We start from the raw sequence: 24,681 nt of genomic DNA, 5'->3' as shown, positions 1-24,681 counted from the left end.
GTAGATTCAGTGACTGTGAAAGAAGCCCTGGAGCCGCTGCCGGCGGGGCCCACCATCACGCCGTCCGCGCAGGTCAGCGTCGTCGTCATCGCCTTCAACGACGTCGCTCACGTCTGCGATGCGGTGCGCTCCGCACTCACGCAGGGCGACACGGTCACCGAAGTGATCGCGGTGAACGACGCCTCCACCGACGGAACCGGCGCCGCCCTGGACGACCTCGCCCGCAGCGCACCACGGCTGCGGGTCCTGCACCGCGAACGGAACAGCGGCGGCTGCGGCACCCCGCGCAACGACGGACTGCGCGCCGCCACCGGGCGCTACGTGATGTTCCTGGACAGCGACGACGTACTGCCGCCGGGCGCGGTCGGGGCGCTGCTGACCGCCGCGCTGGAGCACGACGCCCCGGTCGCGGCCGGCGCCTGCGTACGCCGTGAGCTGCCCGCGCACCGCGACGTCCCCTGGCAGCCCGGCCTCTACCGCGAACCGGCCGTGCACGAATCCGCCGAAGCCAGCCCCCAGCTGGTCCGCGACACGCTCTGCGTCAACAAGCTCTACGCGCGCTCGTTCCTGGACGGGCACAACATCACCTTCCCCGAGGGCCGCTTCACCTACGAGGACTTCGTCTTCACCGCGCGGGTGCTGGCCGCCGACCCGCGGATCGCGACCATCCCCGACAGCGTCTACATCTGGCATGTGCGCCGCTCGGCCGCCAAGCAGTCGATCTCGCTGGACCGCACCGACGTCGCCAACTGGCAGGCCCGGATCGCGGCCCACCGCGCCAGCGTGCAGATCTTCAAGGACGCCGGCCTCAAGGCGCTGGCGCACGCCGCGAGCACCAAGTTCCTCGACCACGACCTGCGGATGTACGTCCGCGAGCTGCACACCCGCAGCGCCGACTACCGCGCGGAGTGGTGGAGCCTGGCCCGCGACTACCTGGCCGGCTTCGAAGAGGCCGATCTGCGCGCGGCCCGCGCCCCGGCCCGCTGGCTGGCCCGCGTCGTGCTGGCCTCCCCGGCCCCGCAGGACCTGGACCGCCTGACCCAGCTGGCGGCCCGGCCCGGCCGACTGCTGCCGCCGTACACGGAGATCGACGGACGTGCGGTGTGGTCCCCGGACCTGCCCGACGTCGAGCTGGACGCGATCGGCAGCAAGCCGACGCACCGGCTGCCGGTGACCATCGACGCCGAGCCCTGCGTCACCGGCCGCGGGGTGCTGCGGCTGCGCATACACGATCTGTACGGGCGGCTGGCCGCGGCCGGGCCGCAGAGCATCGACATCGAGCTGTACCGCCGCCGGGACGAGCGGCGCGGCCCGGTCCACACCGCCGCGCTCACCCGCGCCGCCCCGGCCGCCGCCGGCTCCCACGCCTGCTGGACCGCCGAGGTCGCGCTGGATCTCGACGCGCTTGTCGAGCCGGGCGAACACTGCGCGGACCCCGAGCCCTGGGACCTGATGGCGCAGGTCAGCTGCGCGAACGGGGCCGGTTTCCGCGCCTCGCTGCGGGCCAAGGGCCCGGGGCTGCGGCGCCGGGTGCTGCTCAGCCGGCGGCATCTCGTCCTGCTGGTGCAGCCGTACGCGACCACCGGCGGGGCGCTGTCGCTCCGGGTCGCCTCGGGTGTGCGCAGCGTGTGGCGGATCGCCGCCCGGCGGCTGCGCCGCTGACCGCCGCGGCCCGCTCCTCCTCCCTGTCGGACCCCGAGCCTAGGATTGGCGCTATGTCTTACTTGATCACGGGTGGTGCCGGATACATCGGCTCCCATGTCGTACGGGCCCTGCGCCAGGCGGGCGAGACGGTCGTCGTGCTCGACGATCTGACGTCGGGCGTGGCCGCCCGGATCCCGGAGGGCGTCCCGCTGGTCGTGGGCTCCACCCTCGACCGCGCGCTGCTCGACGAGACCATCGCCGGGCACGGCATCACCGATGTCGTGCATCTGGCCGCCAAGAAGCAGGTCGGCGAGTCCGTCGAGATGCCGCTGCTCTACTACCGCGAGAACGTCCACGGTCTGCAGACGCTGCTGGAGGCGATGGCCGCGGGCGGCGTGGGCCGCCTCGTCTTCTCCTCCTCGGCCGCGGTCTACGGCATGCCCGACGTCGACCTGGTCACCGAGGACACCCCCTGCGTGCCGATCAACCCGTACGGCGAGACCAAGCTCGTCGGCGAGTGGATGGCCCGTGCGGTGGGCAAGGCACACGGCATCAGCACCGCCTGCCTGCGCTACTTCAACGTCGCCGGCGCGGCCGCCCCCGAGCTGGCCGACACGGGCGTCTTCAACATCGTCCCGATGGTCTTCGAGCGGCTCACCGAGGGCGCCGCGCCGCGCATCTTCGGCGACGACTACGACACCCCCGACGGCACCTGCATCCGCGACTACATCCATGTCGCCGACCTCGCCGAGGCCCATGTGGCGGCCGCCCGCAAGCTCGCCGAGCCCGGTCCGGTGCGCGATCTGACGCTCAACATCGGCCGCGGCGAGGGCGTCTCGGTGCGCGAGATGATCGACCTGATCACCGAGATCACCGGCCACGGCACCGTCACCGCCGAGGTCACCCCCCGCCGGGCGGGCGACCCGGCCCGGGTGATCGCGGCCGCCGACCGGATCACCGCCGAGCTGGGCTGGAAGGCCCGGCACGACGTACGCGACATGATCACCTCGGCCTGGACGGGCTGGCAGCACCACCACGCACAGGCCTGACCGGCGCCCGCCGCCCGCGGCCGGGTGGGGGCGTGCCGCCCCGCCCGGCCGCGCCGCTCAGCGCAGGGGGTGTGAGGTCCGGCCGGACACCTCGTCGATCTCGTCGTGGGCCTTGGTCAGCAGCTTCATCGCCAGCTCGTTGAGCGCTCTGGCCCCCGCGACCTCCTCGCCGACCCTCGGCTGGTTGGAGTCGGCGGGGTGGCGGCTGGTGTGGCCATGGGCCCGGACCTCGCTCCCGTCGGGGAGCCGGACCAGGGCCGCGGCGCGGGTGCGGTGGGCGTCCTCGTCGAATTCCAGCTCGACATGCCATCCGACAGCGGTCTGCAGCATCACGATCACCTCCGGAACCGCTGTTTCCAGCGTGCGCCTGTGGCTGCGCGCGTGCACGGCGTGCCGGTGCGACGCCGGCCGCCGCCCGCCCCTCCCCGGTCAGCGGCGGAAGCGCCGGATGCCGCGGACCACCCGTCGGAGCCTCGCCCGGGGGCCGGCCGCCGGCACGGTGAGGGTCAGCTGTCCCGGGGTGCCGGGCGGGGCGCCGGCCGGGCGGACCGGCAGTTCGCGGCGGAGGGGGCCCGCGGTCACCCGCAGGACCACCCGCCAGGTCCCCGGGGGGCCGCCGCGGAGCAGGGAGCGCACGGTGTAGTGGTCGCCGGTGTCGCGGACGGCTGTGGTGCGCAGGGTCACCGTGCGCACCCCGTCGACGAGGAGCAGCCGCAGCTCGGCGTCCACGGGGCAGCCGGGCAGGGTGAGGTGCGCGGTGAGGGTGGCGCGGCCGGAGCGGGTGGCGTCCGCGGTGCCGCGCAGGTCCGTGCCGAGCGGCCGGCTCGTCCCGTCGCGGCCCAGGTCGAGGTGGAGATGGCCGTGCGGCCGGGAGAGGAAGAGCGCGGCGACGGCGGGGCCCGCGGGGCCGCGGCCGGCGATCCGCGGGGCGAAGTCCGGGCCGCCGTCCCCGTCCTCGGGGACCAGCCAGGCCTCACGGCGCAGTGCGGGCCCGCCCGCGCCGCCCGTGCCGTACGCGGTGAGCGCCAGCTTGAAGCCCCAGGTGCCGTCGGGCAGCGGCCCGCCGTCCGCGGCGGTCGCCGGGTCGACGGCGGCCTGCCACCCGCCGTCCTCGTAGCGGGCCGGGACGCGGTGGGTGGTGGCGCCGCGGCGCAGGAGCAGCTCGGCGGTGTCGCCGCCGAGCGGGGGGAGCGTGGCGGTGCCCCGCAGGTGCAGGACGCCGCCCACCCAGTGCGGGTGGTCCAGCCGCTGGCGCAGCACCACGCGGTCGGTGAGGTCGTAGCAGGCATCGGGGACGTCGCGCCGCGGATCGCGGAAGAACGGGTAGCCGGCGTACAGGCGCCCGTCGTCGTCCAGGTGCGGCGGGCCCGGCCGGGACTCGGTGTCGGCCCGGACAACGGCGGTCAGCTCGTCGTCGAGCCCGGCGTGCAGACAGTGGGCGCGCAGCCGCAGGGCGGGCGGCAGGGCGGCGCGCACCCGGTCGGTGAGGTAGCGCGCGACGAGCGGGCGGGCGGCGGCGGCCATCGCCCGGCGGCCGGCCGCGTCGCGGCCGAGGTAGGAGGCCCCGAAGGGCATGAGTATCTCGCCGTGGAAGTGCCGGACCATCAGCTTGTCGCGGTCGGCGCCCGGCGGGACCTCGGCGGCGACCTGGTCGAGAACGGTGCCGATGTAGTCGAGGTACTCGCACCAGTCGATGTCCTGCCGGGTGGCGTTGCTGTTGTCCTCGCGTCCGTGCAGGTAGTAGCAGGTGCGCTCGGCGAAGACGGAGACGACCTCGGCGCGCAGCAGGGCGGTGATGCCGAACGGCAGGTCCTCGGCCAGCAGCCGGCCCTCGACGAAGCGCAGCCGGTGCCGTTCGACGAAGGAGCGACGGAAGAGCTTGTAGGCGGCCAGCGACCAGTAGACCGGGGAATCGAAGACGGAGACCTCTTCGCTGGTGGTGCGCAGGTCGACGGGGGCCGCGCGGCCGTCGGCGCCGGCTATCCGGCCGTAGACGACGTCCGAGCCGTTTTTCTGGGCCGTCCGGGTGAGCCAGTACAGCGCCTCGGTGTCGAGGCGGTCGTCGGAGTCGAGGAAGAAGACGTAGTCGCCGGTGGCCCGGGCCAGCCCGGCGTTGCGCGGCCGGCCGGCGCCGCCGGAGGCCTCCTGGCGCAGCACGGTCAGGTTGGGGTGGCTGCGGGCCTGCTCGGCCAGCCATTCCGCGCTGCCGTCGGTGGAACCGTCATCGACCGCGATCACCTCGATCTGCCGCTGCTCCAGCGTCTGTGCGAAGACGGAGCCCAGGCTGCGGTCGAGGTAGCGCCGGGTGTTGTGCACCGGCACGATCACGGAGACGGTCGGCGGCGAACCGTGGGGCCCGGTGGGGACCGTGGCCGCGAGGTCGTCAGAGACGGGCACCGTGTCCTCCGTTCCTTTCCGCAATCCCCCGAAAGACCCGGCGTCCCAGCCGAGCAAAAGGGACCATTAAGACATATAACGTGGAGTGAACGTTCGCCGATCGTGGAGGAGTGCCGGTGGCTCCGACGCCCGCCACCCCACAAGAGGCGGTCCGGCCCCTGGAGGTTGCCCGACCCCTTCCCGGAAGGGAACACCCGGCCGTGGTGCGCCGGACCCTCGCGCGGCTGACGGCACCCGGGCTCGCGGCGGCCCTGTCCATGGGCGCGTACTGCCTCGGGCTCGCCCTCTGCGGCAGCTACCCCTTCGGTCCGCGCTCCCGCGCCGTCAACGATCTGGGCAACCAGTTCGTGCCGTTCCACGTCCGGCTGTGGGACCTGCTGCACGGCGCCACCGGCGGCGATCTGTTCTTCAACTGGGGCAGCGGCTACGGCGTCCCGTTCCTCGCCGACTTCTTCACCTATCTGATGAACCCGTTCTCCTGGCTCGTCGGACTCTTCCCCCGGGCCCTGGCCGACCTCCCGGTCTTCCTGGTCACCCTGCTCAGCATCGGCCTGGGCACCGCGCTGATGACCGTCTCCCTCGGCCGGCTGCGGCCGGGCTCCGGCGTGCTGCGGGCGCTGCTGTCGACCGGCTACGGCCTGTGCGCCTGGGTGCTGAACGACGGGTTCGCCGACCCCATGTGGATGTGGGGCCTGGTCGCGCTGCCACTGACCGGGATCGCCGCGGACTGGTGTCTGCGCCGTACCCGCTGGGTGGCCGGCACCCTGCTGGTCGCGCTCGCCTGGGCGGGCAACTTCTACACGGCGGCGATGGCGACCCTGGCGACGGCGCTGGTGCTGGGCCTGCGGATGCTGACGGCCACCTCGATGCCGCGCGGCGACCGGCTGCGGGCGGCGGGCCGCGCCGTCTCGATGGCGCTGACCGGCATCCTGCTCGCCGCGCCCGTCCTGACCGTCACCTTCCAGGCCAGCCGTGCCGCCCAGCCGGCTCCCCCGGCGTCCTACCCCGGCCGGCCGCCCCTGCTCCTCCAGCTGTCGCAGCTGCTGCCCGGCGGCCACGACGCGGTACCGGCCCCGAACCTCTTCATCGGGGTGACCGGGCTGCTGCTGGTGGCCGCCTTCCCGTTCGTGCGCGCGGTGCCGCCGCGGGTGCGCCTGGGCTGGTACGCGCTGGCGGCGGGGGTCGCCTGGTCGTTCGTCCAGGAGCCGACGATCCTGCTGTGGCACGGCTTCGCGCTGCCCAACGGCAGCCCCTACCGCGCTGCCTTCGTGCTCAGCGGGATCCTCGTGATGATCTCCTGGCTCGCGCTGGCGCACCGCCCGCGGCCCGGCGAACTGGCCGCCGGCGCGGGGCTGGTCGCCGTACTGGCCTGGCTCTGCCGCCACCAGGGCGCGGTCGGCACCGCCACCTGGATCCTGGTGGCCGGCGGCGGCACCGCGGCCCTCGTGGCGCTGACCGCGCTCGGCGCGCTGCCCGGCGGCCGCGCCCGGCGGGCCGTCACCGCCGCACTGACCGGCACCGTCCTGCTCGGCTCGGCGTACACGGTGTTCTCGGTGACCGCGGCACGGGACCGGATCCCCTGGTTCCAGCCCAAGATCACGCTGACCGGGGCGTCGCTGGCGGCCCGGGACGCGCTGGCCGCCCGCACCGACTGGCCCCGCTCGCGCACCGATCCGGGTCCGCACGAGTTCGCCAACAACGACCCGCTGCTGCTCGGCGGCGAGGGCGGCGCCTACTACAGCAGCTATGTGCCCGCGGCCACCGCCCGCACCCTGCAACGCCTGGGCGCCGGGTGGTACATGAGGGGCCGCCACACGCTCAGCTTCGAGGACCCGGCGGGCCAGGCGATCATGGGCGTCGGCAGCTTCCTGTCCCCGGTGCCGCAGCGCCGCGCCCGCTTCGTCCCCCACCGCGCGCACCCGGCCCCGCTGCTGACCGTCCGCGGCACGCTCCCGCGCGCGGCCCCCGGGGAGACCGTGTTCGCCCGCCAGGAGCGGGTGCTGGGCGCGGCCGTCTACGAGGTGCCGGCGCTGACACCCAGCGCGGGCGCGGCCCCGGTGCCCGTCCGCGGCGGCTGGCTGCTGCGCCCGGCACGGCCGGCCGCCGCACGGCCGGCGGCGGACCCGAGCGGCCCGGGGACCACCTTCACCGCCCACTGCACCCCCGGCAGCACCGCCGTGTGGTCGGCGCCGTGGTTCGCCGGGCAGGTCAGCGGGCTGGGTGGGCACAGCACGGGGATCGGCAGCGCAGATGTCACCGCCAATCCGGTGCGGGCGCTGGGCCGGGTGCCCGCGGACGGCAGGGTCTCGGTGCGCTTCACCGGCCGGGGTCCGCAGCGCGTCCCCGGGCACGCCGTCGGCTGTCTGTCCCGGCGGCGGCTGACGGCGGCGGTGGCCGCGCTGCGCGCCCGGGGCCCGGTGGCGCTGTCCGCCGGCGGCCACCGGCTGACGGCCCGGCTGCGGCCGGGCAGCCGCGGCAGCGCGGTGCTGGCGCTCCCGGCGGTCGCGGGGTGGGGCTGTTCGGTGGACGGCGGCCCGCGCCGCGCGCCGCACCCGTTCGCCGGTCTGGCGGCCGTCCCGCTGGGCACGGGGGCCTCCCGGCTGTCGTGTTCCTACCGGCCACCGGGCCTCGGGGCGGGGCTGGCGGCGAGCGCCGCGGCGGCGCTGTTGCTCGCCGTGGTGGCCGCGGCCGGGGCGGTCCGCGGCCGACGGCGCGTCACACCACTACGCCGTTCAAATAGTGACATTCCCACAGATTTGTAGAATCAGCCTTCAGGGGACGGCGTCCGCGCCGTCCCCTGCCCCCGGCGAAAAGGCCTGCTCATGAAGCTCTCCATCGTCGTCCCCTGCTACAACGAAGAGGCCGTCCTGAGCCGCTTCGACGACACGATCCGCGCGGTCCTCGCCGGGCTCGCCGTCGAGTACGAACTCTGTTACGTCGACGACGGCAGCGCCGACGGCACCCTGGCCCGGCTGCGCAGCCTCGCCCAGCAGCACCGCGGCACCACCCGCTACCTCTCCTTCAGCCGTAACTTCGGCAAGGAGCCCGCCATACTGGCCGGCCTGCGGGCGGCCGACGGCGACGCCGTGATCCTCATGGACGCCGATCTGCAGCATCCGCCCGCGCTCATCGAGAAGATGCTCGACCTCTACCAGCTCGGCCACGACCAGGTCGTCGCCAAGCGCACCCGGCACGGCGACCGGCGGCTGCGGTCCGCGCTGAGCAGGCTTTACTACCGCGCCGTCAACAGTTGGGTGGACGTCGAACTCACCGACGGCGTGGGCGACTTCCGGCTGCTGTCCCGCACGGCCGTGGACGCCCTGCTCTCGCTGCCGGAGTACAACCGCTTCTCCAAGGGCCTGTTCTCCTGGATCGGCTTCGACACGGTCACCTTCGACTACCGCAACGCCGCCCGGGAGGCGGGCGAGACCAAATGGCACATCGGCTCGCTGGTCAACTACGGCATCGACGGCATGCTCTCCTTCAACTGCCGCCCGCTGCGGCTGGCCATCTACGCGGGGCTCGGACTGGCCTCGCTCGCCGCCCTCTACACCCTGTGGATCATCGGCGCGGCGCTCGTCGGCGGGGTCACCGCGCCGGGCTATGTGACGCTGGTGGCCATCATCGTCGGCCTGGGCGGGCTGCAGATGGTGATGCTCGGGCTGATCGGCGAGTACATCGGACGGATCTACTACGAGGCCAAGCGGCGGCCGCACTTCCTGGTCAAGGAGAGCAACACCACCGCCCCCGCGCCCGCCCCCGCCGACGCCGCCCCCGCCGGCTCGCGGGCCGGCTGATGCGCGCGCTGCCGGCACTCGCCCCCTGGGGCCAGATCGTGCGCTTCGCCGCCGTCGGCGGGGTCAACACCCTGACCTTCTACGCCTGTTACCTGCCGCTGCGCCGGATGCTGCCGTACTTCGCGGCCTACACCGGCGCCTTCGCGCTGAGCATGCTCGGCTCGTTCCTCCTGAACACCTACTTCACCTACCGCACCCGGCCGACCTGGAAGAAGTTCCTGCTCTTCCCGCTGACGCAGGTCACCAACTACGCGGCGCAGAGCGTGGGGCTGGTGGCGCTGGTGAGCTGGTGCGGGCTGAACACCGCGGTGGCGCCGCTGGCGGCGGCGCTGCTCGCCCTCCCGTTCACCTTTCTGGTCTCCCGGCGCATCCTGCGCCCGCCCGCCCGGACCGCTCAGCCGCCCCTCCGCTCGGGCGAACGGGTCTGAGCCCGCCAGCCCCCGAACAGCGCACGCGGCCCGAGCGAGGTCTGCCGGGCGGTGTACAGCCGGCCGTCGGTGCCCAGCGCGACCACCACCGCGCGCCCGGCGGCGTCCTGGGCGACACCGGCCGCCGCCGAATGCGCCACCCGGCCCCGCTGCCAGGGCCCGGGGCCGTCCTGCGCCATCGCCATCCGCACCTCGCCGGCGTCGTCGCGGGCCGCGAGCACCATCCGGTCCGCGCTGCCGACCGGCGCCGCCGCCACCCGCCCGTACCCGCCGACCGCCGCGCACCGCGCCGACACCCGCCAGCCGCCGATCCTGCGCGGCCGCTCGGCGATCAGCACCTGGGCGGTGCCCGACCGCCGGAAGACGGCCCGCACCACCCCGTCGGCCAGCGGGACGAGGCTGACCGGGCCGGCCGGCTGCGGCAGCCCGGTGGCCGCGGCCGGCCGCGGCAGCCCCCCGGCCTCCTTGGACACCCAGTGCGCCACGGTCCCGGCGCTCGGCGCGGCCAGATGGACCAGCCCGTCGGAGTCCACACAGGCGTCCAGCCCGTCGACGATCCGCGGTGACGCCTGCAGCGTGCTGACCGTGCCCTCCAGCCGCTGCCACGGCGAGAAGTCCCGGCCCGGCCGGCCGCCGCGGTGGGCGATGTTGCCGTCCCAGGTCCGTACGAAGACGTGCACCGTGCCGTCCGGGGCGGCCACCGCCGCCGGGAAGCCGGTCTCCAGCGACCGGACCGGGTCCGCGTCCGGGGCGCCCAGCGACTCCCAGCGCGCGAAGACGGGCACCCCGTCGCGGCCGGTGCCGGTCTGCGGTGCGGTCAACAGCTCCCGGTGGTGGCCGGTGTGACGGCCCGGCAGCACGGTGCGCGAGGCGAACAGCTGGAGCGTGCCGTCCGGGCGGCGCACCACATGGATCTGCCCCTGCAACCGCCCACCGCCGACCGGCGCCGGCACGCCGAAGCTGCCGCTGCCCGGCCGGGTCTCGGCCCAGCAGTAGGCCCTGCCGCCCAGGACCGCGAAGGCGGCGAGCCGGCCGTCCTGCGCCGGGCGGATCCAGGCGTTCGAGCCGGGCGCCCGCAGCCGGGTGCTGCGGGTCCAGTGGCGCGAGACGCCACTGAGCGCATCGCCGCCCACCTTGCGGTCGCCGCAACCGGCCGGGTCGCCGCAGGCGCGATGGTCGGCCCAGCCGTAGACCGACAGCAGCGCGGCCTTGCGGCGGGAGGTCCGCGGGTCGAGGTCGTCCGGCAGGACCCCGGCCTCGTAGCCGAGGTAGTTCTCCACGATCGGGGGCCGGCCGCGGTCGGCGTAGGCGGCCAGCGCGGCCTGCGCGAAGTAGGCGGAGGCGGTGTGGTCCTGATGGTCGTAGTAGCGCGGCCCGGCCAGCCGGGGGTCGTGGTCCGCGGTGGCCGGCGGCCGCCTGCGCGCATGCACCGCGTTGGGGTCCAGGGTCCGTACGACCGTGGGCCGGGCCCGGTCGAGCACCGCCACCAGGGTCCGGATGACCTGGTCGCGGGTGTAGTGGTACTGCCGCCGTACGGGGGTGCCGGCGGGGCGCAGCGTGGGGAGGGTGGCGGCGGCCCCGAGCCACAGGCCGCGCAGGCTGACCGTGCGGGCCTGCCAGACGGCCCGGGACTCCACCAGCTCCAGGAAGATCAGCTGGTGCTGCGGGGCGTCGTGCAGCGTCTGGATCTCCACTTCGAGGCCGGGGAGCAGGGAGCGGGCCGCGACGTCCCAGCGGGCGGCCGGGCTGCCGGTGACCATGACGGCGTGCGCGGCCCGCAGCCCGTTGGCCCGCGCCCGGGCGAAGGCGGCCCGGTCCACCGGGACCCGGCCGGGGTCGGGGGCGCGGCGGCTGACGTTGTGACCGTCGGCCTCGCCGCCCGTGAGGCAGACGGTGACCGAGCGGGCCCCGCTGCGCAGGGACTGCTCCAGGTCGGGGTTCATGAAGAACAGGCCGTCATCGGCGTGCGCGACGATGTGCACGAAGGACTGGTCGGCCGGGTCCACCAGGGAGCGTCCGGAGCCCGCCGGTCCGGCCGTGCGGGAGGCGTCGTCCGACAGCCGGGCCCAGACGCCGGCGCCCGCCGTCGCGGCGAGCAGCCCGCCGGCGGTGACCTGGAGGAGCCGGCGGCGGGAGACGGGGGGCGGGTGCGCGGGTGACACGCACTCAGTATTCGGCCACCCGGGAGTTCCTGCCCGCCCGGCAATGACCCGCTTCACCGGGTATGTGACGGGGCCCACGGAACTTTCAGATGACGAAGAACAACCTTTTTGAGTGAACAGGTGTCGTACGACTGACGACGCGAGAGACCCCTTTGGGGAGATTTCTGCTTTCTGTACTCAGTCCATTACGAGGAGTAGCACCGCATGTCCGAGACAGGCCTTGACGCCGTACCCCGGTTCAGCATCATCGTCCCCGTGTTCCGCGTGCAGGGCTTTCTGCGCGCGTGCCTGGACTCGGTGCTGGCACAGGAGTTCACGGACTTCGAGCTCATCGCCGTCGACGACTGCTCCCCCGACCACAGCGGCGCCATCCTGGACGAGTACGCCGCCCGCGACGCCCGCGTCCGGGTCCGCCACCTCCCGGAGAACGCCGGCCTGGGCCCGGCCCGCAACGCCGGCCTGGAGCGGGCCCGCGGCGACTACGTCCTCTTCCTCGACAGCGACGACACCCTCACCCCCGGCGCGCTCGGCGCCCTGGCGGACCGGCTGGCCGCCACCGACGACCCCGAGATCCTGATCTTCGACTACGCCCGGACCCACTGGGACGGCGCCACCCGGCGCAACACCCTGGCCGGGCTGCTCGCCGAGTCCGGCGCACCCGTCTTCTCGCTGGCCGAGCGCCCCCGGCTGCTCGATCTGCTGCAGATCGTCTGGAACAAGGCCTACCGCCGCGACTTCGTCGAGGAGCACGGCTTCACCTTCCCCGCGGGCTACTACGAGGACGCCCCCTGGACGTTCTGCACCCTGATCACCGCACGGCGGATCGCCGTCCTGGACCGGGTATGTCTGCACTACCGCCAGCGCCGGCAGGGCGGCAACATCCTGCGCACCACCAGCCGCAAGCACTTCGACGTCTTCGACCAGTACGCGCGGGTCTTCGCCCACCTGGACGCCCACCCCGAGCTGTCGCGCTGGCGCCCGCACATGTTCCGCAAGATGGTCGACCACTATCTGACCGTCCTGGACAAGCCCGGCCGGCTGCCGCGGGACGCCACCGCCGAGTTCTTCCACCGCGCCGCCCGCGACTACCGCCTGCGGATACCGGCCGGCTTTGTCCGCCCGGCAGGCCTGGCCGGCGGCAAGTACGCGCTGCTCGCCAAGGACGCCTACCCGGCACTGGCCGGCCTCAAGGCCGCCGGCAAGGTGCGGCGCACGGTGCGCAAGCACGCCGGCAAGCGGGTCCGGCAGGCCAAGCGCAAGGCCATGGACCTGCGTTACCAGGCGCTGCTGCGCCAGCCGCTGGACGAGAACCTCGCGGTCTACTCCGCCTACTGGAACCGGCTGCCGGCCTGCAACCCGCTGGCGGTCTACGAGAAGGCCAAGGAGCTGGCGCCCGGGGTGCACGGCGTCTGGGTCGTCAAGAAGCACCTCGCCGAGGCCGGCGCGGTCCCGGCCGGCATCGACCACGTCGTGCTGAACTCGCCGCGCTACTGGGAGGTGATGGCCCGCGCCAAGTACCTCGTCAACAACGTCAACTTCGCGGACGGCGTGATCAAGCGCGAGGGCCAGATCCACCTCCAGACCCACCACGGCACCCCGCTGAAGTCCATGGGCACCGACCAGAAGCGCTACCCGGCCGCCGCCAAGGGCATGAGCTTCCGCAAGCTGCTGGCCCGCGCCGACCGCTGGGACTTCTCGCTCTCCGCCAACCAGCACACCACCGAGCAGTGGGAGCGGGTCTACCCCTGCGGCTTCGAGTCGGTGAACGCGGGCTACCCCCGCAACGACGTCTACTACCGGGCCACCGACCGGGACGTCCTGGACATCCGCGCGCGGCTGGGCATCGCGCCCGGCAGGACGGCGGTCCTCTACGCCCCGACCATGCGCGACTACCAGGTCGGCTATGTCCCCCGGCTCGACCTGGAAAAGCTCTCCCGCGGGCTGGGCGAGGACTTCGTCCTGCTGGTGCGCACCCACTACTTCTACGACCGGGACGCCCGCCTCCAGGCGCTCCAGGAGCGCGGCGCGCTGATCGACGTCTCCGGCCACCCGGTCGTCGAGGAGCTGTGCCTGGCCGCCGACGCCCTGGTCACCGACTATTCGTCGATCATGTTCGACTACGCCAACCTCGACCGGCCGATCGTCACCTACGCCGACGACTGGGACACCTACGTCCGCTCCCGCGGCGTCACCTTCGACCTGCTCTCGGGCCGGCCGGGCGACACCCCGGGGGCCATCGCCACCAGCGAGGACGAGCTGATCGAGGCCTTCCGCAGCGGCCGCTGGGACGACGACGCGGCCGCCGGGCTGCGCGCCGCGTTCCGTGCGCGGTTCTGCCAGTGGGACGACGGGCACGCCGCCGAGCGGGTCGTGCGCCGGGTCTTCCTGGGCCAGGAGGCGGCCCCGGCCCCGCTGCCGCCGGCCGGGCGCACCGTCGCCCCGTCCCCGCGCGCCGCGGCCGGCGGGTCCGTCCCCGGCCGGCTGCCGCTCCCGGGCGGCCGGCTGCCCGCCCAGCGGGACAGCAGTCCGACCGACGAGGCCACGGACCTCGGACTCGCGGGCTGAACCACCTGAGAGGACACCTGCGGGGTGCCGCGGCGGGATTCCGCCGCGGCACCCCGCAGGTTCCGGATCCGGCCGGGGCCGGTCGTCTCAGCGTCCGCCGAGCGCGCTGACCACCGCCGTCGTCAGCTCGTCGAGATAGCCGGGCGGCACCGCGTCGCGGACCACCAGCAGCCGCCAGTACAGCGGCCCGGTCAGCAGGTCCAGGGCCAGCCGGCCGTCCGCACCCGCCGGGATCTCGCCGCGCTCGACGGCGCGCGCCACCATCGCCGTGGCGACGCCCTCCTGGCTGTCGTGCAGCGCGCCCTTCAGCGCGGCCGCCAGCTCGGGGCTGCGGGCCGCCTCCGCCAGCAGGTCCGGGATGATCTGCGAGGCCATGGGGTGCCGCAGCGCCCGGGCCGCGACCTCCAGCAGCACCCGGACATCGCCGGACAGCGACCCGGTGTCCGGCGTCGGCATGCCCGCCGCGGCCACCGCGGAGACCACGTCGAGGACCAGGTGCAGCTTGGAGCGCCACCGCCGGTAGACGGCGGTCTTGCCTACACCGGCCCGCCGCGCGATGCCCTCGATCGACATCCGGGCGAAGCCCGCCACGGCCAGCTCCTCGAAGACCGCGGCCCGGATCGCCTCGGTCTTGTCCTCGCGCAGTACGGCGGCGCCTGCCGGGCTCCGGCGCGCCGCCGCGGAGTCGTTCCCGCTGCCCTCTTTTGCCATGGCTTGAGCATAGCGTCACGACGCTACGGTTGCGTTTCGACGTGAACTCCCTTTAGTGTCGGCGTCGCGACGATACGGACCCGTCCCGTCGTAGGTCCCCCGTTCTCGTTCCACCGCCCCCGTACGCAAGCGAAAGCGGCCTCCTCGATGCCCCAGACCCTCGCGCCCCCGACCCCGGCGCCCGCCCGGGCGCCGGCACCCGGCACCGCCCCCGACCCCGAGCTGCGTGCGCTGGCCGAAGCCCATGGCCTCACGGTGAGCGGCATCCGCCCCTCGCTGCGGGAGTACACCCGCCAGCTGTGGCACCGGCGGCACTTCATCACCTCGTTCGCCAGCGCCAGGCTCACCGCGATGTACACCACCGCCAAGCTCGGCCAGTTCTGGCAGGTACTGACCCCGCTGCTCAACGCGGTCGTCTATTACTTGATCTTCGGCGTACTGATCAACACCCGGAAGGGCGTGCCGGACTACATCCCGTTCCTGGTGACCGGCGTCTTCGTCTTCACCTTCCTGCAGAACTCGGTGATGACCGGAACGCGGGCGATCTCCGGCAACCTCGGCCTGGTGCGGGCGCTGCACTTCCCGCGCGCCTGTCTGCCGATCTCGTTCTGCCTGGCCCAGCTGCAGCAGCTGCTGTACTCCATGGGCGTGCTCGTGATCATCCTGCTGTGCTTCGGGCAGGTGCCGACCTGGTCGTGGCTGCTGGTCGTGCCGGCCCTGACCCTGCAGTTCGTGTTCAACACCGGTCTGGCGATGGTGATGGCGCGGCTGGGGGCGAAGACCCCGGACCTGGCGCAGCTGATGCCGTTCATCATGCGGACCTGGATGTACGCCTCCGGCGTGATGTTCAGCATCAGCGTGATCCTCAAGGGCAAGCACCTCCCGCAGCTCGTGGTGATCCTGCTCAACGGGAACCCCGCCGCCGTCTACATCGACCTGATGCGCTTCGCGCTGATCGACAGCTTCACCCACAAGCAACTGCCGCCGCACGTGTGGGCGTTCGCCGCCGGCTGGGCGCTGCTCGCCGGTGTGGCCGGCTTTGTGTACTTCTGGAAGGCCGAGGAGCGGTACGGACGTGGCTGAGCACAAGACCGGCATCCAGCCGACCGAGGCCGCCCAGGCCCGCGTCCCCACCGTGATCGCGGACGATCTGCACATCGTCTACCGCGTCTACGGCACGGGCGCCGGCAAGGGCAGCGCCACCGCGGCGCTGAACCGCATCATCCGCCGCAAGCCCTCCACGGGTGTGCGGGAGGTGCACGCGGTCAAGGGTGTGTCCTTCACCGCCTACCGCGGCGAGTCGATCGGCCTGATCGGCTCCAACGGCTCGGGCAAGTCCACCCTGCTCAAGGCGGTCGCCGGCCTGCTGCCCGCCGAGAGCGGCAAGGTCTACACCCACGGCCAGCCCTCCCTGCTGGGCGTGAACGCGGCGCTGATGAACGACCTGACCGGCGAGAAGAACGTCCTGCTCGGCGGCCTGGCCATGGGCATGTCCCGCGAGCAGGTCCGCGAGCGCTACGACGGGATCGTCGACTTCTCCGGCATCAACGAGAAGGGCGACTTCATCTCGCTGCCGATGCGCACCTATTCGTCCGGCATGGCGGCCCGGCTGCGGTTCTCCATCGCCGCCGCCAAGGACCACGACGTGCTGATGATCGACGAGGCCCTGGCCACCGGCGACCGCAGCTTCCAAAAGCGCTCCGAGGCCCGCATCCGCGAACTGCGCAAGGAAGCCGGCACCGTCTTCCTGGTCAGCCACAACAACAAGTCCATCCGCGACACCTGCGACCGGGTCCTGTGGCTGGAGCGCGGCGAACTGCTGATGGACGGCCCCACCGACGAGGTCATCGAGGCGTACGAGAACGAGACGGGCAAGTAGCCCCCGCCCATGACGAAGGGGCGCACCCACGACGGGTGCGCCCCTCAGGCATGTGTGCGCCTGCCCGGCCGCGCGCGGCGGCCGCCGGTCAGCTGTGCGCGCGCAGCAGCGTACGCATCGTCCGCATGGCCACGGACAGGTTCGCCAGATCGAACCCCTCCGACCCGTGGATCTCCTCCAGCGTCGCCCGGGCGCGGCTCAGGATCGCCGCGTTGGCCTGCTCCCAGGCCTTGAACCGCTGCTCCGGCGTCGAGGAGCCGTTGCCCTCCGACAGCACATCGGCGGTCACCGCCGCATGGGCCGCGAAGAGGTCCTCACGGATCGAGGCACGGGCCATCGACTGCCAGCGGTCGTTGCGCGGCAGCTCCAGGATGCGGTCGAGGAGCTGGTTGATCCGCAGCCGCTCGCCCAGGTCGTAGTAGACCTCGGCGACATCCAGCGGCTGCTTGCCGGTGCGGTCGGCGATGGCGACGATGTCCAGCGCCGGGAAGACCGAGGAGAACCCGGACACCTGGACGGCCAGCGGCTCGGGCACGCCCGCCGCGGTCAGCTCGTCCAGGATCGTCTGGTACCACCCCTGGTCGGTGCCCTGGAGCAGCTTGGGCAGCTCCCCCCAGACCTCGGCGACCCGCTCCGCGAAGAAGTCGATGGTCTCCGACAGCTCCAGCGGCTGCGGGCGGTTGTTGAGCAGCCAGCGGGTGCCGCGCTCGACCAGCCGGCGCGAGTGCAGCCGGATCCGGGTCTGGACCTCGGCCGCGACGACATTGTCGAGCGCCTCGACGTCGTCCCAGACCTGGGCCAGCCGGAAGATCGCCCGGGCCGCGGTGTGCGCCCGCACGACCTCTTCGAGGGAGGCCCCGGTCTCCTCCCGCATCCGGTGCAGGAAGCTCGTACCGCCGGTGTTGACGGTGTCGTTGACCAGGACCGTGGTGACGATCTCGCGGCGCAGCGCATGCCCGTCGACCTGCTCGGCGAAGCGCTCGTGCAGCGCCGAGGGGAAGTAGGCGTGCAGCAGCCGCTGCAGATACGCGTCGTCCGGCAGGCCGGTCTGGATCAGCGACTCGGCGACCGTGATCTTGGTGTACGCCAGGAGCACCGCCGTCTCCGGCTGGGTCAGCCCGCGCCCGGCGTTCAGCCGCTCACGGATCTGCCGGTCGGTGGGCAGGAACTCCAGCGCCCGGTTGAGATCGCCGTCGCGCACCAGGCGGCGCATGAAGCGCTGTTGGGCGTTGAGCATGCTGGAGGACTGGGCGAGGGCCAGCGCCAGCGCGGTGTTCTGCGCGTAGTTGTTGCGCAGCACCAGCGCGCCGACCTCGTCGGTCATCTCGGCCAGCAGCTTGTTGCGCTGCTTGACCGTCATGTCGCCGTCCGCGACCACGGCGTTGAGCAGGATCTTGATGTTCACCTCGTGGTCGGAGGTGTCCACACCGGCGCTGTTGTCGATCGCATCGTTGTTGATCTTGCCGCCGGTCGAGGCGAACTCGATCCGTCCCAGCTGGGTCAGGCCCAGGTTGCCGCCCTCGCCGACGACCTTGACCCGCAGGTCCTCGCCGTTGACACGGATGGCGTCGTTGGACTTGTCGCCCACATCTGCGTGGGACTCCGCCGAGGACTTCACATACGTGCCGATGCCGCCGTTCCACAGCAGGTCGACCGGCGCCTTGAGGATGGCCTGCATCAGATCGGCGGGCGTCATCTTCTTGATGCCGGCCTCGATGCCGAGCGCGGCCCGCACCTGCGCGTTGATCGGGATGGACTTGGCGGAGCGGGGGTGGATGCCGCCGCCCTGCGAGAGCAGCTCGGTGCGGTAGTCGGCCCAGGACGAGCGGGGCAGCTCGAAGAGCCGGCGGCGCTCGGCGTAGGAGGTCGCCGCGTCCGGGGCGGGGTCGAGGAAGATGTGCCGGTGGTCGAACGCGGCCACCAGCCGGATGTGCTCGCTGAGCAGCATGCCGTTGCCGAAGACGTCACCGGACATGTCGCCGACGCCGACCGCGGTGAAGTCCTGGGTCTGGGTGTCGTGGCCCAGCTCGCGGAAGTGCCGCTTGACCGACTCCCAGGCGCCGCGGGCGGTGATGCCCATGCCCTTGTGGTCGTAGCCGGCGCTGCCGCCGGAGGCGAAGGCGTCACCGAGCCAGAAGCCGTAGGACTCGGCGACCTCGTTGGCGATGTCGGAGAACGTCGCGGTGCCCTTGTCGGCGGCGACGACCAGGTAGGTGTCGTCCTCGTCGTGCCGGACGACGTTCTGCGGGTGGACGACCTCGCCGCCGACGAGGTTGTCGGTGATGTCCAGCAGACCGGAGATGAAGGTCTTGTAGCAGGCGATGCCCTCGGCCAGCCAGGCGTCGCGGTCCTGCGACGGGTCGGGCAGCTGCTTGCCGACGAAGCCGCCCTTCGCGCCCACCGGCACGATGACGGTGTTCTTGACCATCTGCGCCTTGACCAGGCCGAGGATCTCCGTACGGAAGTCCTCCCGGCGGTCCGACCAGCGCAGACCACCGCGCGCGACCTTGCCGAACCGCAGGTGGACGCCCTCGACCTTCGGGGAGTACACCCAGATCTCGTACGCCGGGCGGGGCGCCGGCAGGTCCGGGATGGCCTGCGGGTCCAGCTTCATGGACAGATAGGCGTGCGGCCGGCCCTGACTGTCCTTCTGGTAGTGGTTGGTGCGCAGCGTCGCCTTGATGACGGTGAGGAAGGACCGCAGGATCCGGTCCTCGTCCAGGGAGGCGACCTGGTCGAGCGCGCCGTCCAGCTCCTCCAGCAGCCCGTCCGTCAGCTCCGTGCCGGCCCGCTGCCGGTCGGGGGACATCCGCGCCTCGAAGAGGGAGACCAGCAGCCGGGTGGTGTGGACGTTGTTGGAGAGGGTGTCCTCCATGTACGTCTGGCTGAAGGTCGAACCGGCCTGCCGCAGGTACTTGGCGTAGGCCCGCAGGACCATCGCCTGGCGCCAGTTGAGCCCGGCCTGGAGCACCAGGGTGTTGAAGTTGTCGCTCTCGGCCGCGCCCGTCCACACCGCCGTGAAGGCGTCCTGGAAACGCTCGCGGGCGTCGTCACCCTTGACGTGCTCCGGCATCCGCAGCCCGAAGTCGTAGACCCAGGCGATGGTGGCGTCGGCGCAGCGCAGCTCGTGCGGACGCTCGTCGACGACCTCGACGCCCAGGCGGTTCAGGCCGGGCAGCACCCGGGACAGCGAGACCGGCTCGCCCCGGCGGTAGATCTTGAAGCGGCGCTCGCCCGGGCCCGCGTCGACCGGCTCGTAGAGGCTGACCGCGAAGTCCTTGCCCGGCTCACCGGTGAGCTTCTCCAGATGCTGGAGGTCGGCGACGGCGCTGCGCGGGCTGTTGTCGGCCTTGTAGCCCTCGGGGAAGGCGTGGCCGTAGCGGCGCAGCAGCTCGGCGGCGCGCTCCTCGCCGACCTCGGCGGTCAGCGCCTCGGCGAAGCCGTCGGCCCACGAGCGGGCGGCCTCCACCAGCCGGCTCTCCAGGCGGTCCGCATCGGCGTCGGTGAGCTCGGGCAGGCTGGCGCCGGGCTCGACACGGATGACGAAGTGCAGCCGGGAGAGGATCGACTCGGTGTTCCAGGCGGTGAAGTCGACGCTGGTGCCGCCCAGCTCCTCCTTGAGGATGTCGATCAGGCGCAGCCGCACGCCGGTGGTGTAGCGGTCGCGCGGGAGGTAGACCAGCGCGGAGTAGTAGCGGCCGTATTCGTCCTGGCGGAGGTAGAGGCGCAGCCGGCGGCGCTCTTGCAGGTAGAGCACGCTGGTGGCGATGGACCGCAGCTCGTCGACCGGGGTCTGGAACAGCTCGTCGCGCGGGTAGGTCTCCAGGATCTGCAGCAGGTCGCGGCCGTCGTGGCTGTTCGGGGTGAAGCCCGCGCCCTCCAGCACCTCGGCGACCTTGCGGCGGATGACCGGCACCCGGCGGACGGACTCGGTGTACGCGGCCGAGGAGAACAGGCCCAGGAAGCGCCGCTCACCGATGACATTGCCCTTGGCGTCGAACTTCTTGACACCGACGTAGTCGAGGTAGGACGGGCGGTGCACGGTGGCGCGGCTGTTGGCCTTGGTCAGGACGAGCAGCTTGTGCTCACGGGCCTTGGCGCGGGCGTCCGCGGGCAGCCGGTTGAAGGACGGCGAGACGGGGTGGCCGTCGGCGGTCTCGCGGTGCGGCGGGTCGGCACGCAGGATGCCCAGGCCCGTACCGGGCACCGCGGTCAGCACGTCCTCCTCGGCGCCGCCCTCACCAGGGACGGAGGTCAGCTCGTACTCGCGGTATCCCAGGAAGGTGAAGTGGTCGGCGGCCAGCCACCGCAGCAGCTCCTGCGCCTCCTCGATCTCCTGGTCGCGCAGATCGTCGGCGGTCGGCTCGGTGCCCAGCTCGTCGGCGAGCCGGCCGGCGGCGCCGCGCATCTTCTCCCAGTCCTCGACGGCCTCACGGACGTCGGACAGCACCCGCAGCAGATCCGCGGTGATCTGCTTGAGGTCCTCGCGGTCGGTCTCTCGGTCCATCTCGACATGGATCCAGGACTCGGTCACCGCGTCGTGCGGCAGCTCGGTGGCCTTGCCCTTGCCGGTGCGGCCGTGGGCGTCGCAGTTGGAGTCGAAGACCTCGATGAGCTTGCCGGTGACATCACGGCGGACGATCACCTGCGGGTGGATCACGACATGGATGCCGCGCCCCTGCCGGGAAAGCTCGTTGGTGACCGAGTCGACCAGGAACGGCATGTCGTCGGTGACCACCTCGACGACGGAGTGGCTGCAGGTCCAGCCGTTCTCCTCGACGGTCGGGGTGTGTACCCGGACGTTCGCGGTGCCCTGAGGACGCACCTCCGCGAGGCGGTAGTGCGAGAGCGCGGCGCCGAAGACGTCCACCGGGTCGCGGTCGGCGAGGTCCTCGGGGGCGGTGTGCAGGTAGTAGCGCTGGAGGTATCCCGCCAGAGCTTCCGGGTCGAGACCCCGTACCGGGTGCTTGCTCCCGGCCGGGCTGCTTTCAACGACCCGGGCGGCCCTGGCGAGCAGCTCGGTTTTGGCTTCGTCCAGCTTGGTCTGCATGTCCTCTGGCTCCTGTCGCGCGCCGTTGCGTGACGTTGTGGAAGAACGTGATGGAAGCCGCACAACGCCGCCGTGACGCGAGGTGTTCTGTCGCTGTCGACGCTATGCCGCGATAAGAGAGGGCCGGGTCGCCATCGACTGTTTTTGACAAAGTCGACAGGGAATATTGGCCGCAACGACCAGCGATCGCCCGGTCACGGTCGTGTCCCGGGCGCAGGGCAGGGGCCTCGATGCCCCCGCGGAATATCGCGCTGATCACGGTGCAAGGCTATCGCTCCCCCCACGGGTGCCGTCATGGGCCTGGTAGGTACAAAACCTTGGCGTGAACTTAGACCTTCCGGACAACGCACGGCCGGGGTGGTGTGTGCGTGCTGCCCTACCCGCCCGGGCCCCGCCGGCCCCACCCGGGAGCGACACCTGGGCACCGCCACCCAGAGGGCCGGACGGGCCTACGGACCCCGGGACAGATCCTGGGAAAGGCCCTAGGTACATCGACCCAGGACGTGTCCGCAACGTCCCGCCCGGCTCGCGACGCCCGGCGCGCCCTAGAGGACGAGCGCTCCGGCCAGCTCGACGGCCTCGGCGAGCGTGTCCACCACCGGCACCCCGGCGGTCTCCAGGCTCCCGCGGCTGTGCGAACCACCCGTGTAGAGCACCGCGCGCGCACCCGCGTCCTGCGCGGCCACCGCGTCGTCCACGGCGTCACCGATCACGACCGTACGCGCCGGCTCGACGTGCTCCATCGCCGCCAGGTGCCGCACCATGTGGGCGCTCTTCGAGCCGCCGGACGGCCCGGTCCTGCCGTCCACCCGCACGAACCGTGACTCGATGCCGAAGCCGCGGACGATCGGTATCAGATCGTCGTGGCCGTACATGCTCAGGATCGACTGGCTGCGCCCGGCCGACTGCCAACCCTCCAGGAGCAGATCCACGCCCTCGGCGAGCTCGCAGCCCAGGCGGTGGGTGCTGTAGTGGCGGTGGAAGGCCTCGTCCATCACGAGCCACTCCGCGTCCGTGGGCAGCCGTCCCATCAGCCGCTCGTAGAACCGCGGCACGGGCACGCAGTACAGCTCGCGGTACGTCTCCAGGGTGATCGGCGCCAGCCCGATCTCCGCGAAGGCGGAGTTCGTCGCCCCGATGACGGCGTCGATGTCATGGAACAGGGTGCCGTTCCAGTCCCAGACGATGTGCGTCGCGTGCTTCCCCATGCGGTTCCCCAGGTCGTTCCCCGTGCGCTTCCCCATGAAGAAAAAATACCCGCACCCACTGACAGCGCGCCCGGACCTGCGGGAATCGGGCCACTATCCGATCAGGTGGGGGATCTCCTGCACCCCGAACCACATCAGGTCGTGGTCCTCGGCACCGTCGACCGTGAACTGCGCGTCGTCATCGCCCTGGTCCGCCGCGCCGAGCGCCGCCGCGGCCGCCGCGATGTCCGTCTCCGCGTCCGCGGCGTCCACGTGCACCGCCGCGGCCTTCGAGAGCGGCACCGGCCCGGCGACCCGCACCTCGCCCAGCGACGACTGCTCGAGGCCCAGGTCCGGGTCCGCCACGGCCGCGCCGTCCGGCACGTCCACGGCCACCACCACGCGCCGCCGGGCGTCCCCGGGGTGTCCGGCGAGCATCCGCAGCGACGCCTGGGCGGCCCGGTTGAGCGCCGCGTACTCCAGCTCCTCGATGTCGTCCGAGACGTACCACTCGCGCAGCGCGGGCGTGACGGCGTACGCGCCCAGGGAGCCGGGGTCCAGCTCACCGTTCTTGTGCGCCGCTGCGAGACCGGAAAGGGTCAGGGGGACATAGACGCGCATGGCAGCCGCTTCCGCTCGATTCGCTCGACTCTCAGGATGGTCCCGCCAGCATACGGGCGTGAGTCCCCCATCGTGCCGCCCCCACATCCCCCGTGCCGCCCGCCCGGAGCCCGCCCACCACCCCGTCCCCGGGGCCTGGTTCCGGGCCCGCGCCACGGACGGGTGAACTCCGTGCAGCGCCCGCCGCGCCCTCCGCGCGGCTTGCTGCCGCCGCGGTCCCGTCGATAGAAGATCCCCACGACAAAAGCTACCGCCCGGTAATTCACGGGCCCGGCACCACGGGGGCGATCACCAGCATGACCGGCACCAACAGCACCGCGGCGCACACCCCACCCACTACTGCCGGACGCACCGCGGCCGGGACCGCGGGACCCACGCCCCCGGCCGCCGCCCCCGCCGGGACCGCTCTCCCGCGGCCCGACGCCCCCGCTCCGCCCGCCGGTGCCGCGGCCGACCGCGTCCCTCGTCCGCGCACCGGCGGCACACCCCGGCCGGCCCGGGCCGTTCCCCGGCCCCGGCGCTCTCCCGCCGACCGCCGGCCCCTCGGCCGCGCCGGCAGCGGTCCGGGCGCCACCGGCCGGAGCTCCGGTCCGGGCGGGCGCGGCTCCGGCGCCGCCGGCCGGGGCCCCACCCGCACCGTGTCCGGCCCCGGCCCCGGCCGCCCCGCCGCCGTGGCCGCCGCGGTGAGCCGCCGCTCCGCCGCCGGCACCCCGGTCACCGCGGCCGGCGTCCCCCTGCCGACCGCCGCGGCGCGGCGCCGGGCCCAGGAGAGCCGGCCGCATCACTGGTTCGCCCAGCAGCTGCTGCTCGCCCTCAGCGGTCAGCGCCCCGTGCACGCCCTGCTGGGGCACGCGCTGCCGGCCGCCTACGACCGGCTGGCGGAGCTCGCCCCGCAGGCACCGCTGTGGCCGGCCCCGGTACCGGGCGGGCGCGGGCCCGTCCCCACGGTGCGCGACTGCGGGCTGTGCCGACCGCGCCGCGGCGTCATCGAGGCGTTCGCCCGGATCGCGGCGGGCGAACGGCTGCGGGCACTGGCCTTCCGGCTGGAGCTGGGCGCCGACTCACGGTGGCGCTGCGCCGCCCTCGACATCGGCCCGGCTCAGGGCGTGCCGGGCGCACTCTGATGCCGCCCGGCACGCGAAGGCGCCCCGGCCGGTCTCCGGCCGGGGCGCCCCGGTGCTGCTACGCGGT

At 73.1% G+C, this 24,681-nt stretch carries 16 protein-coding genes; 9 read left to right on the top strand and 7 right to left on the bottom strand.

The features are described 5' to 3' along the window. Positions 1-15: 15 nt before the first annotated feature. Together OIU81_RS22630 and galE are read left to right on the top strand one after the other, a co-directional pair. Entirely contained in the window at positions 16-1,662 is a 1,647-nt protein-coding gene (locus OIU81_RS22630) for a glycosyltransferase family 2 protein (protein ID WP_329155297.1), read from the top strand. A 53-nt stretch (positions 1,663-1,715) separates the two neighbouring features. Beyond that, entirely contained in the window at positions 1,716-2,693 is a 978-nt protein-coding gene (gene galE / locus OIU81_RS22625; RefSeq protein ID WP_329150684.1) for a UDP-glucose 4-epimerase GalE, read from the top strand. Positions 2,694-2,750: 57 nt separating this feature from the next. Here the strand turns inward: galE and OIU81_RS22620 are convergent, their stop codons facing one another. After that, complete coding sequence (locus OIU81_RS22620) at positions 2,751-3,023, bottom strand: DUF1876 domain-containing protein (protein WP_329150682.1); 273 nt, start codon at positions 3,021-3,023, stop codon at positions 2,751-2,753. Positions 3,024-3,122: 99 nt separating this feature from the next. Continuing rightward, positions 3,123-5,090, bottom strand: a complete 1,968-nt coding sequence (locus OIU81_RS22615) for a glycosyltransferase family 2 protein (RefSeq protein ID WP_329150680.1) — start codon at positions 5,088-5,090, stop codon at positions 3,123-3,125. A gap of 116 nt (positions 5,091-5,206) precedes the next feature. On the opposite strand from OIU81_RS22615, the gene OIU81_RS22610 reads away from it, so the two are divergent. The 3 genes from OIU81_RS22610 to OIU81_RS22600 are packed head-to-tail and all read left to right on the top strand — an operon-like array spanning position 5,207 to position 9,315. Further along, positions 5,207-7,852: a YfhO family protein gene (locus OIU81_RS22610; RefSeq protein ID WP_329150679.1), complete on the top strand. Its 2,646-nt coding sequence runs from the start codon at positions 5,207-5,209 to the stop codon at positions 7,850-7,852. Between the two features lie 60 nt (positions 7,853-7,912). After that, positions 7,913-8,887, top strand: a complete 975-nt coding sequence (locus OIU81_RS22605; protein WP_329150677.1) for a glycosyltransferase family 2 protein — start codon at positions 7,913-7,915, stop codon at positions 8,885-8,887. Then, complete coding sequence (locus OIU81_RS22600) at positions 8,887-9,315, top strand: GtrA family protein (protein WP_329150674.1); 429 nt, start codon at positions 8,887-8,889, stop codon at positions 9,313-9,315. The genes OIU81_RS22605 and OIU81_RS22600 overlap by 1 nt, the downstream gene beginning before the upstream one ends. Here the strand turns inward: OIU81_RS22600 and OIU81_RS22595 are convergent. Next, positions 9,282-11,477, bottom strand: a complete 2,196-nt coding sequence (locus tag OIU81_RS22595; protein WP_329150672.1) for a PIG-L family deacetylase — start codon at positions 11,475-11,477, stop codon at positions 9,282-9,284. The genes OIU81_RS22600 and OIU81_RS22595 overlap by 34 nt on opposite strands. Positions 11,478-11,681: 204 nt before the next feature. Here OIU81_RS22595 and OIU81_RS22590 point away from each other — a divergent pair, with 204 nt between their 5' ends. Continuing rightward, positions 11,682-14,042, top strand: coding sequence for a bifunctional glycosyltransferase/CDP-glycerol:glycerophosphate glycerophosphotransferase (locus OIU81_RS22590; protein WP_329150670.1), 2,361 nt, complete (start codon positions 11,682-11,684; stop codon positions 14,040-14,042). A gap of 87 nt (positions 14,043-14,129) precedes the next feature. Here the strand turns inward: OIU81_RS22590 and OIU81_RS22585 are convergent, their stop codons facing one another. Next, positions 14,130-14,753 carry a TetR/AcrR family transcriptional regulator gene (locus OIU81_RS22585; protein ID WP_329150668.1) on the bottom strand — a complete coding sequence of 208 codons (624 nt, stop codon included), beginning with the start codon at positions 14,751-14,753 and terminating at the stop codon, positions 14,130-14,132. A 147-nt stretch (positions 14,754-14,900) separates the two neighbouring features. On the opposite strand from OIU81_RS22585, the gene OIU81_RS22580 reads away from it, so the two are divergent. Together OIU81_RS22580 and OIU81_RS22575 are read left to right on the top strand one after the other, a co-directional pair. Next, a complete protein-coding gene (locus tag OIU81_RS22580; protein ID WP_329150666.1) occupies positions 14,901-15,836 on the top strand; it encodes an ABC transporter permease in 936 nt (311 codons plus the stop codon). Then, the gene (locus OIU81_RS22575) at positions 15,829-16,632 is read left to right on the top strand and encodes an ABC transporter ATP-binding protein (RefSeq protein WP_329150664.1); all 804 of its coding nucleotides are present in this window, start codon (positions 15,829-15,831) and stop codon (positions 16,630-16,632) included. The genes OIU81_RS22580 and OIU81_RS22575 overlap by 8 nt, the downstream gene beginning before the upstream one ends. 88 nt (positions 16,633-16,720) lie before the next feature. Here the strand turns inward: OIU81_RS22575 and OIU81_RS22570 are convergent, their stop codons facing one another. The 3 genes from OIU81_RS22570 to OIU81_RS22560 form a co-directional block, all read right to left on the bottom strand. Then, a complete protein-coding gene (locus tag OIU81_RS22570; RefSeq protein ID WP_329150662.1) occupies positions 16,721-21,682 on the bottom strand; it encodes an NAD-glutamate dehydrogenase in 4,962 nt (1,653 codons plus the stop codon). Between the two features lie 545 nt (positions 21,683-22,227). Continuing rightward, complete coding sequence (locus OIU81_RS22565) at positions 22,228-22,890, bottom strand: HAD family hydrolase (RefSeq protein ID WP_329155296.1); 663 nt, start codon at positions 22,888-22,890, stop codon at positions 22,228-22,230. A 93-nt stretch (positions 22,891-22,983) separates the two neighbouring features. Beyond that, positions 22,984-23,490 carry a DUF6912 family protein gene (locus tag OIU81_RS22560; RefSeq protein ID WP_329150660.1) on the bottom strand — a complete coding sequence of 169 codons (507 nt, stop codon included), beginning with the start codon at positions 23,488-23,490 and terminating at the stop codon, positions 22,984-22,986. 296 nt (positions 23,491-23,786) lie between these two features. Here OIU81_RS22560 and OIU81_RS22555 point away from each other — a divergent pair, with 296 nt between their 5' ends. Continuing rightward, entirely contained in the window at positions 23,787-24,614 is an 828-nt protein-coding gene (locus tag OIU81_RS22555) for an Rv3235 family protein (RefSeq protein WP_329150658.1), read from the top strand. The last annotated feature ends 67 nt before the right edge of the window (positions 24,615-24,681 follow it).

The sequence above is a fragment of the Streptomyces sp. NBC_01454 genome (assembly GCF_036227565.1).
GTDB lineage: Bacteria > Actinomycetota > Actinomycetes > Streptomycetales > Streptomycetaceae > Streptomyces.
Note: the sequence above shows the minus strand (reverse complement) of the source record. Positions and strands in the feature narration are given on the sequence as shown.

Excerpts from the sequence above, each read along its gene's own strand:
- OIU81_RS22580 (WP_329150666.1), top strand. The coding sequence starts at position 14,901 with ATGCCCCAGACCCTCGCGCCCCCGACCCCGGCGCCCGCCCGGGCGCCG.
- OIU81_RS22565 (WP_329155296.1), bottom strand. The coding sequence starts at position 22,890 with ATGGGGAAGCACGCGACGCACATCGTCTGGGACTGGAACGGCACCCTG.
- OIU81_RS22585 (WP_329150668.1), bottom strand. The coding sequence starts at position 14,753 with ATGGCAAAAGAGGGCAGCGGGAACGACTCCGCGGCGGCGCGCCGGAGC.
- OIU81_RS22620 (WP_329150682.1), bottom strand. The coding sequence starts at position 3,023 with ATGCTGCAGACCGCTGTCGGATGGCATGTCGAGCTGGAATTCGACGAG.
- OIU81_RS22560 (WP_329150660.1), bottom strand. The coding sequence starts at position 23,490 with ATGCGCGTCTATGTCCCCCTGACCCTTTCCGGTCTCGCAGCGGCGCAC.
- OIU81_RS22570 (WP_329150662.1), bottom strand. The coding sequence starts at position 21,682 with ATGCAGACCAAGCTGGACGAAGCCAAAACCGAGCTGCTCGCCAGGGCC.
- galE (WP_329150684.1), top strand. The coding sequence starts at position 1,716 with ATGTCTTACTTGATCACGGGTGGTGCCGGATACATCGGCTCCCATGTC.
- OIU81_RS22605 (WP_329150677.1), top strand. The coding sequence starts at position 7,913 with ATGAAGCTCTCCATCGTCGTCCCCTGCTACAACGAAGAGGCCGTCCTG.
- OIU81_RS22600 (WP_329150674.1), top strand. The coding sequence starts at position 8,887 with ATGCGCGCGCTGCCGGCACTCGCCCCCTGGGGCCAGATCGTGCGCTTC.
- OIU81_RS22555 (WP_329150658.1), top strand. The coding sequence starts at position 23,787 with ATGACCGGCACCAACAGCACCGCGGCGCACACCCCACCCACTACTGCC.
- OIU81_RS22590 (WP_329150670.1), top strand. The coding sequence starts at position 11,682 with ATGTCCGAGACAGGCCTTGACGCCGTACCCCGGTTCAGCATCATCGTC.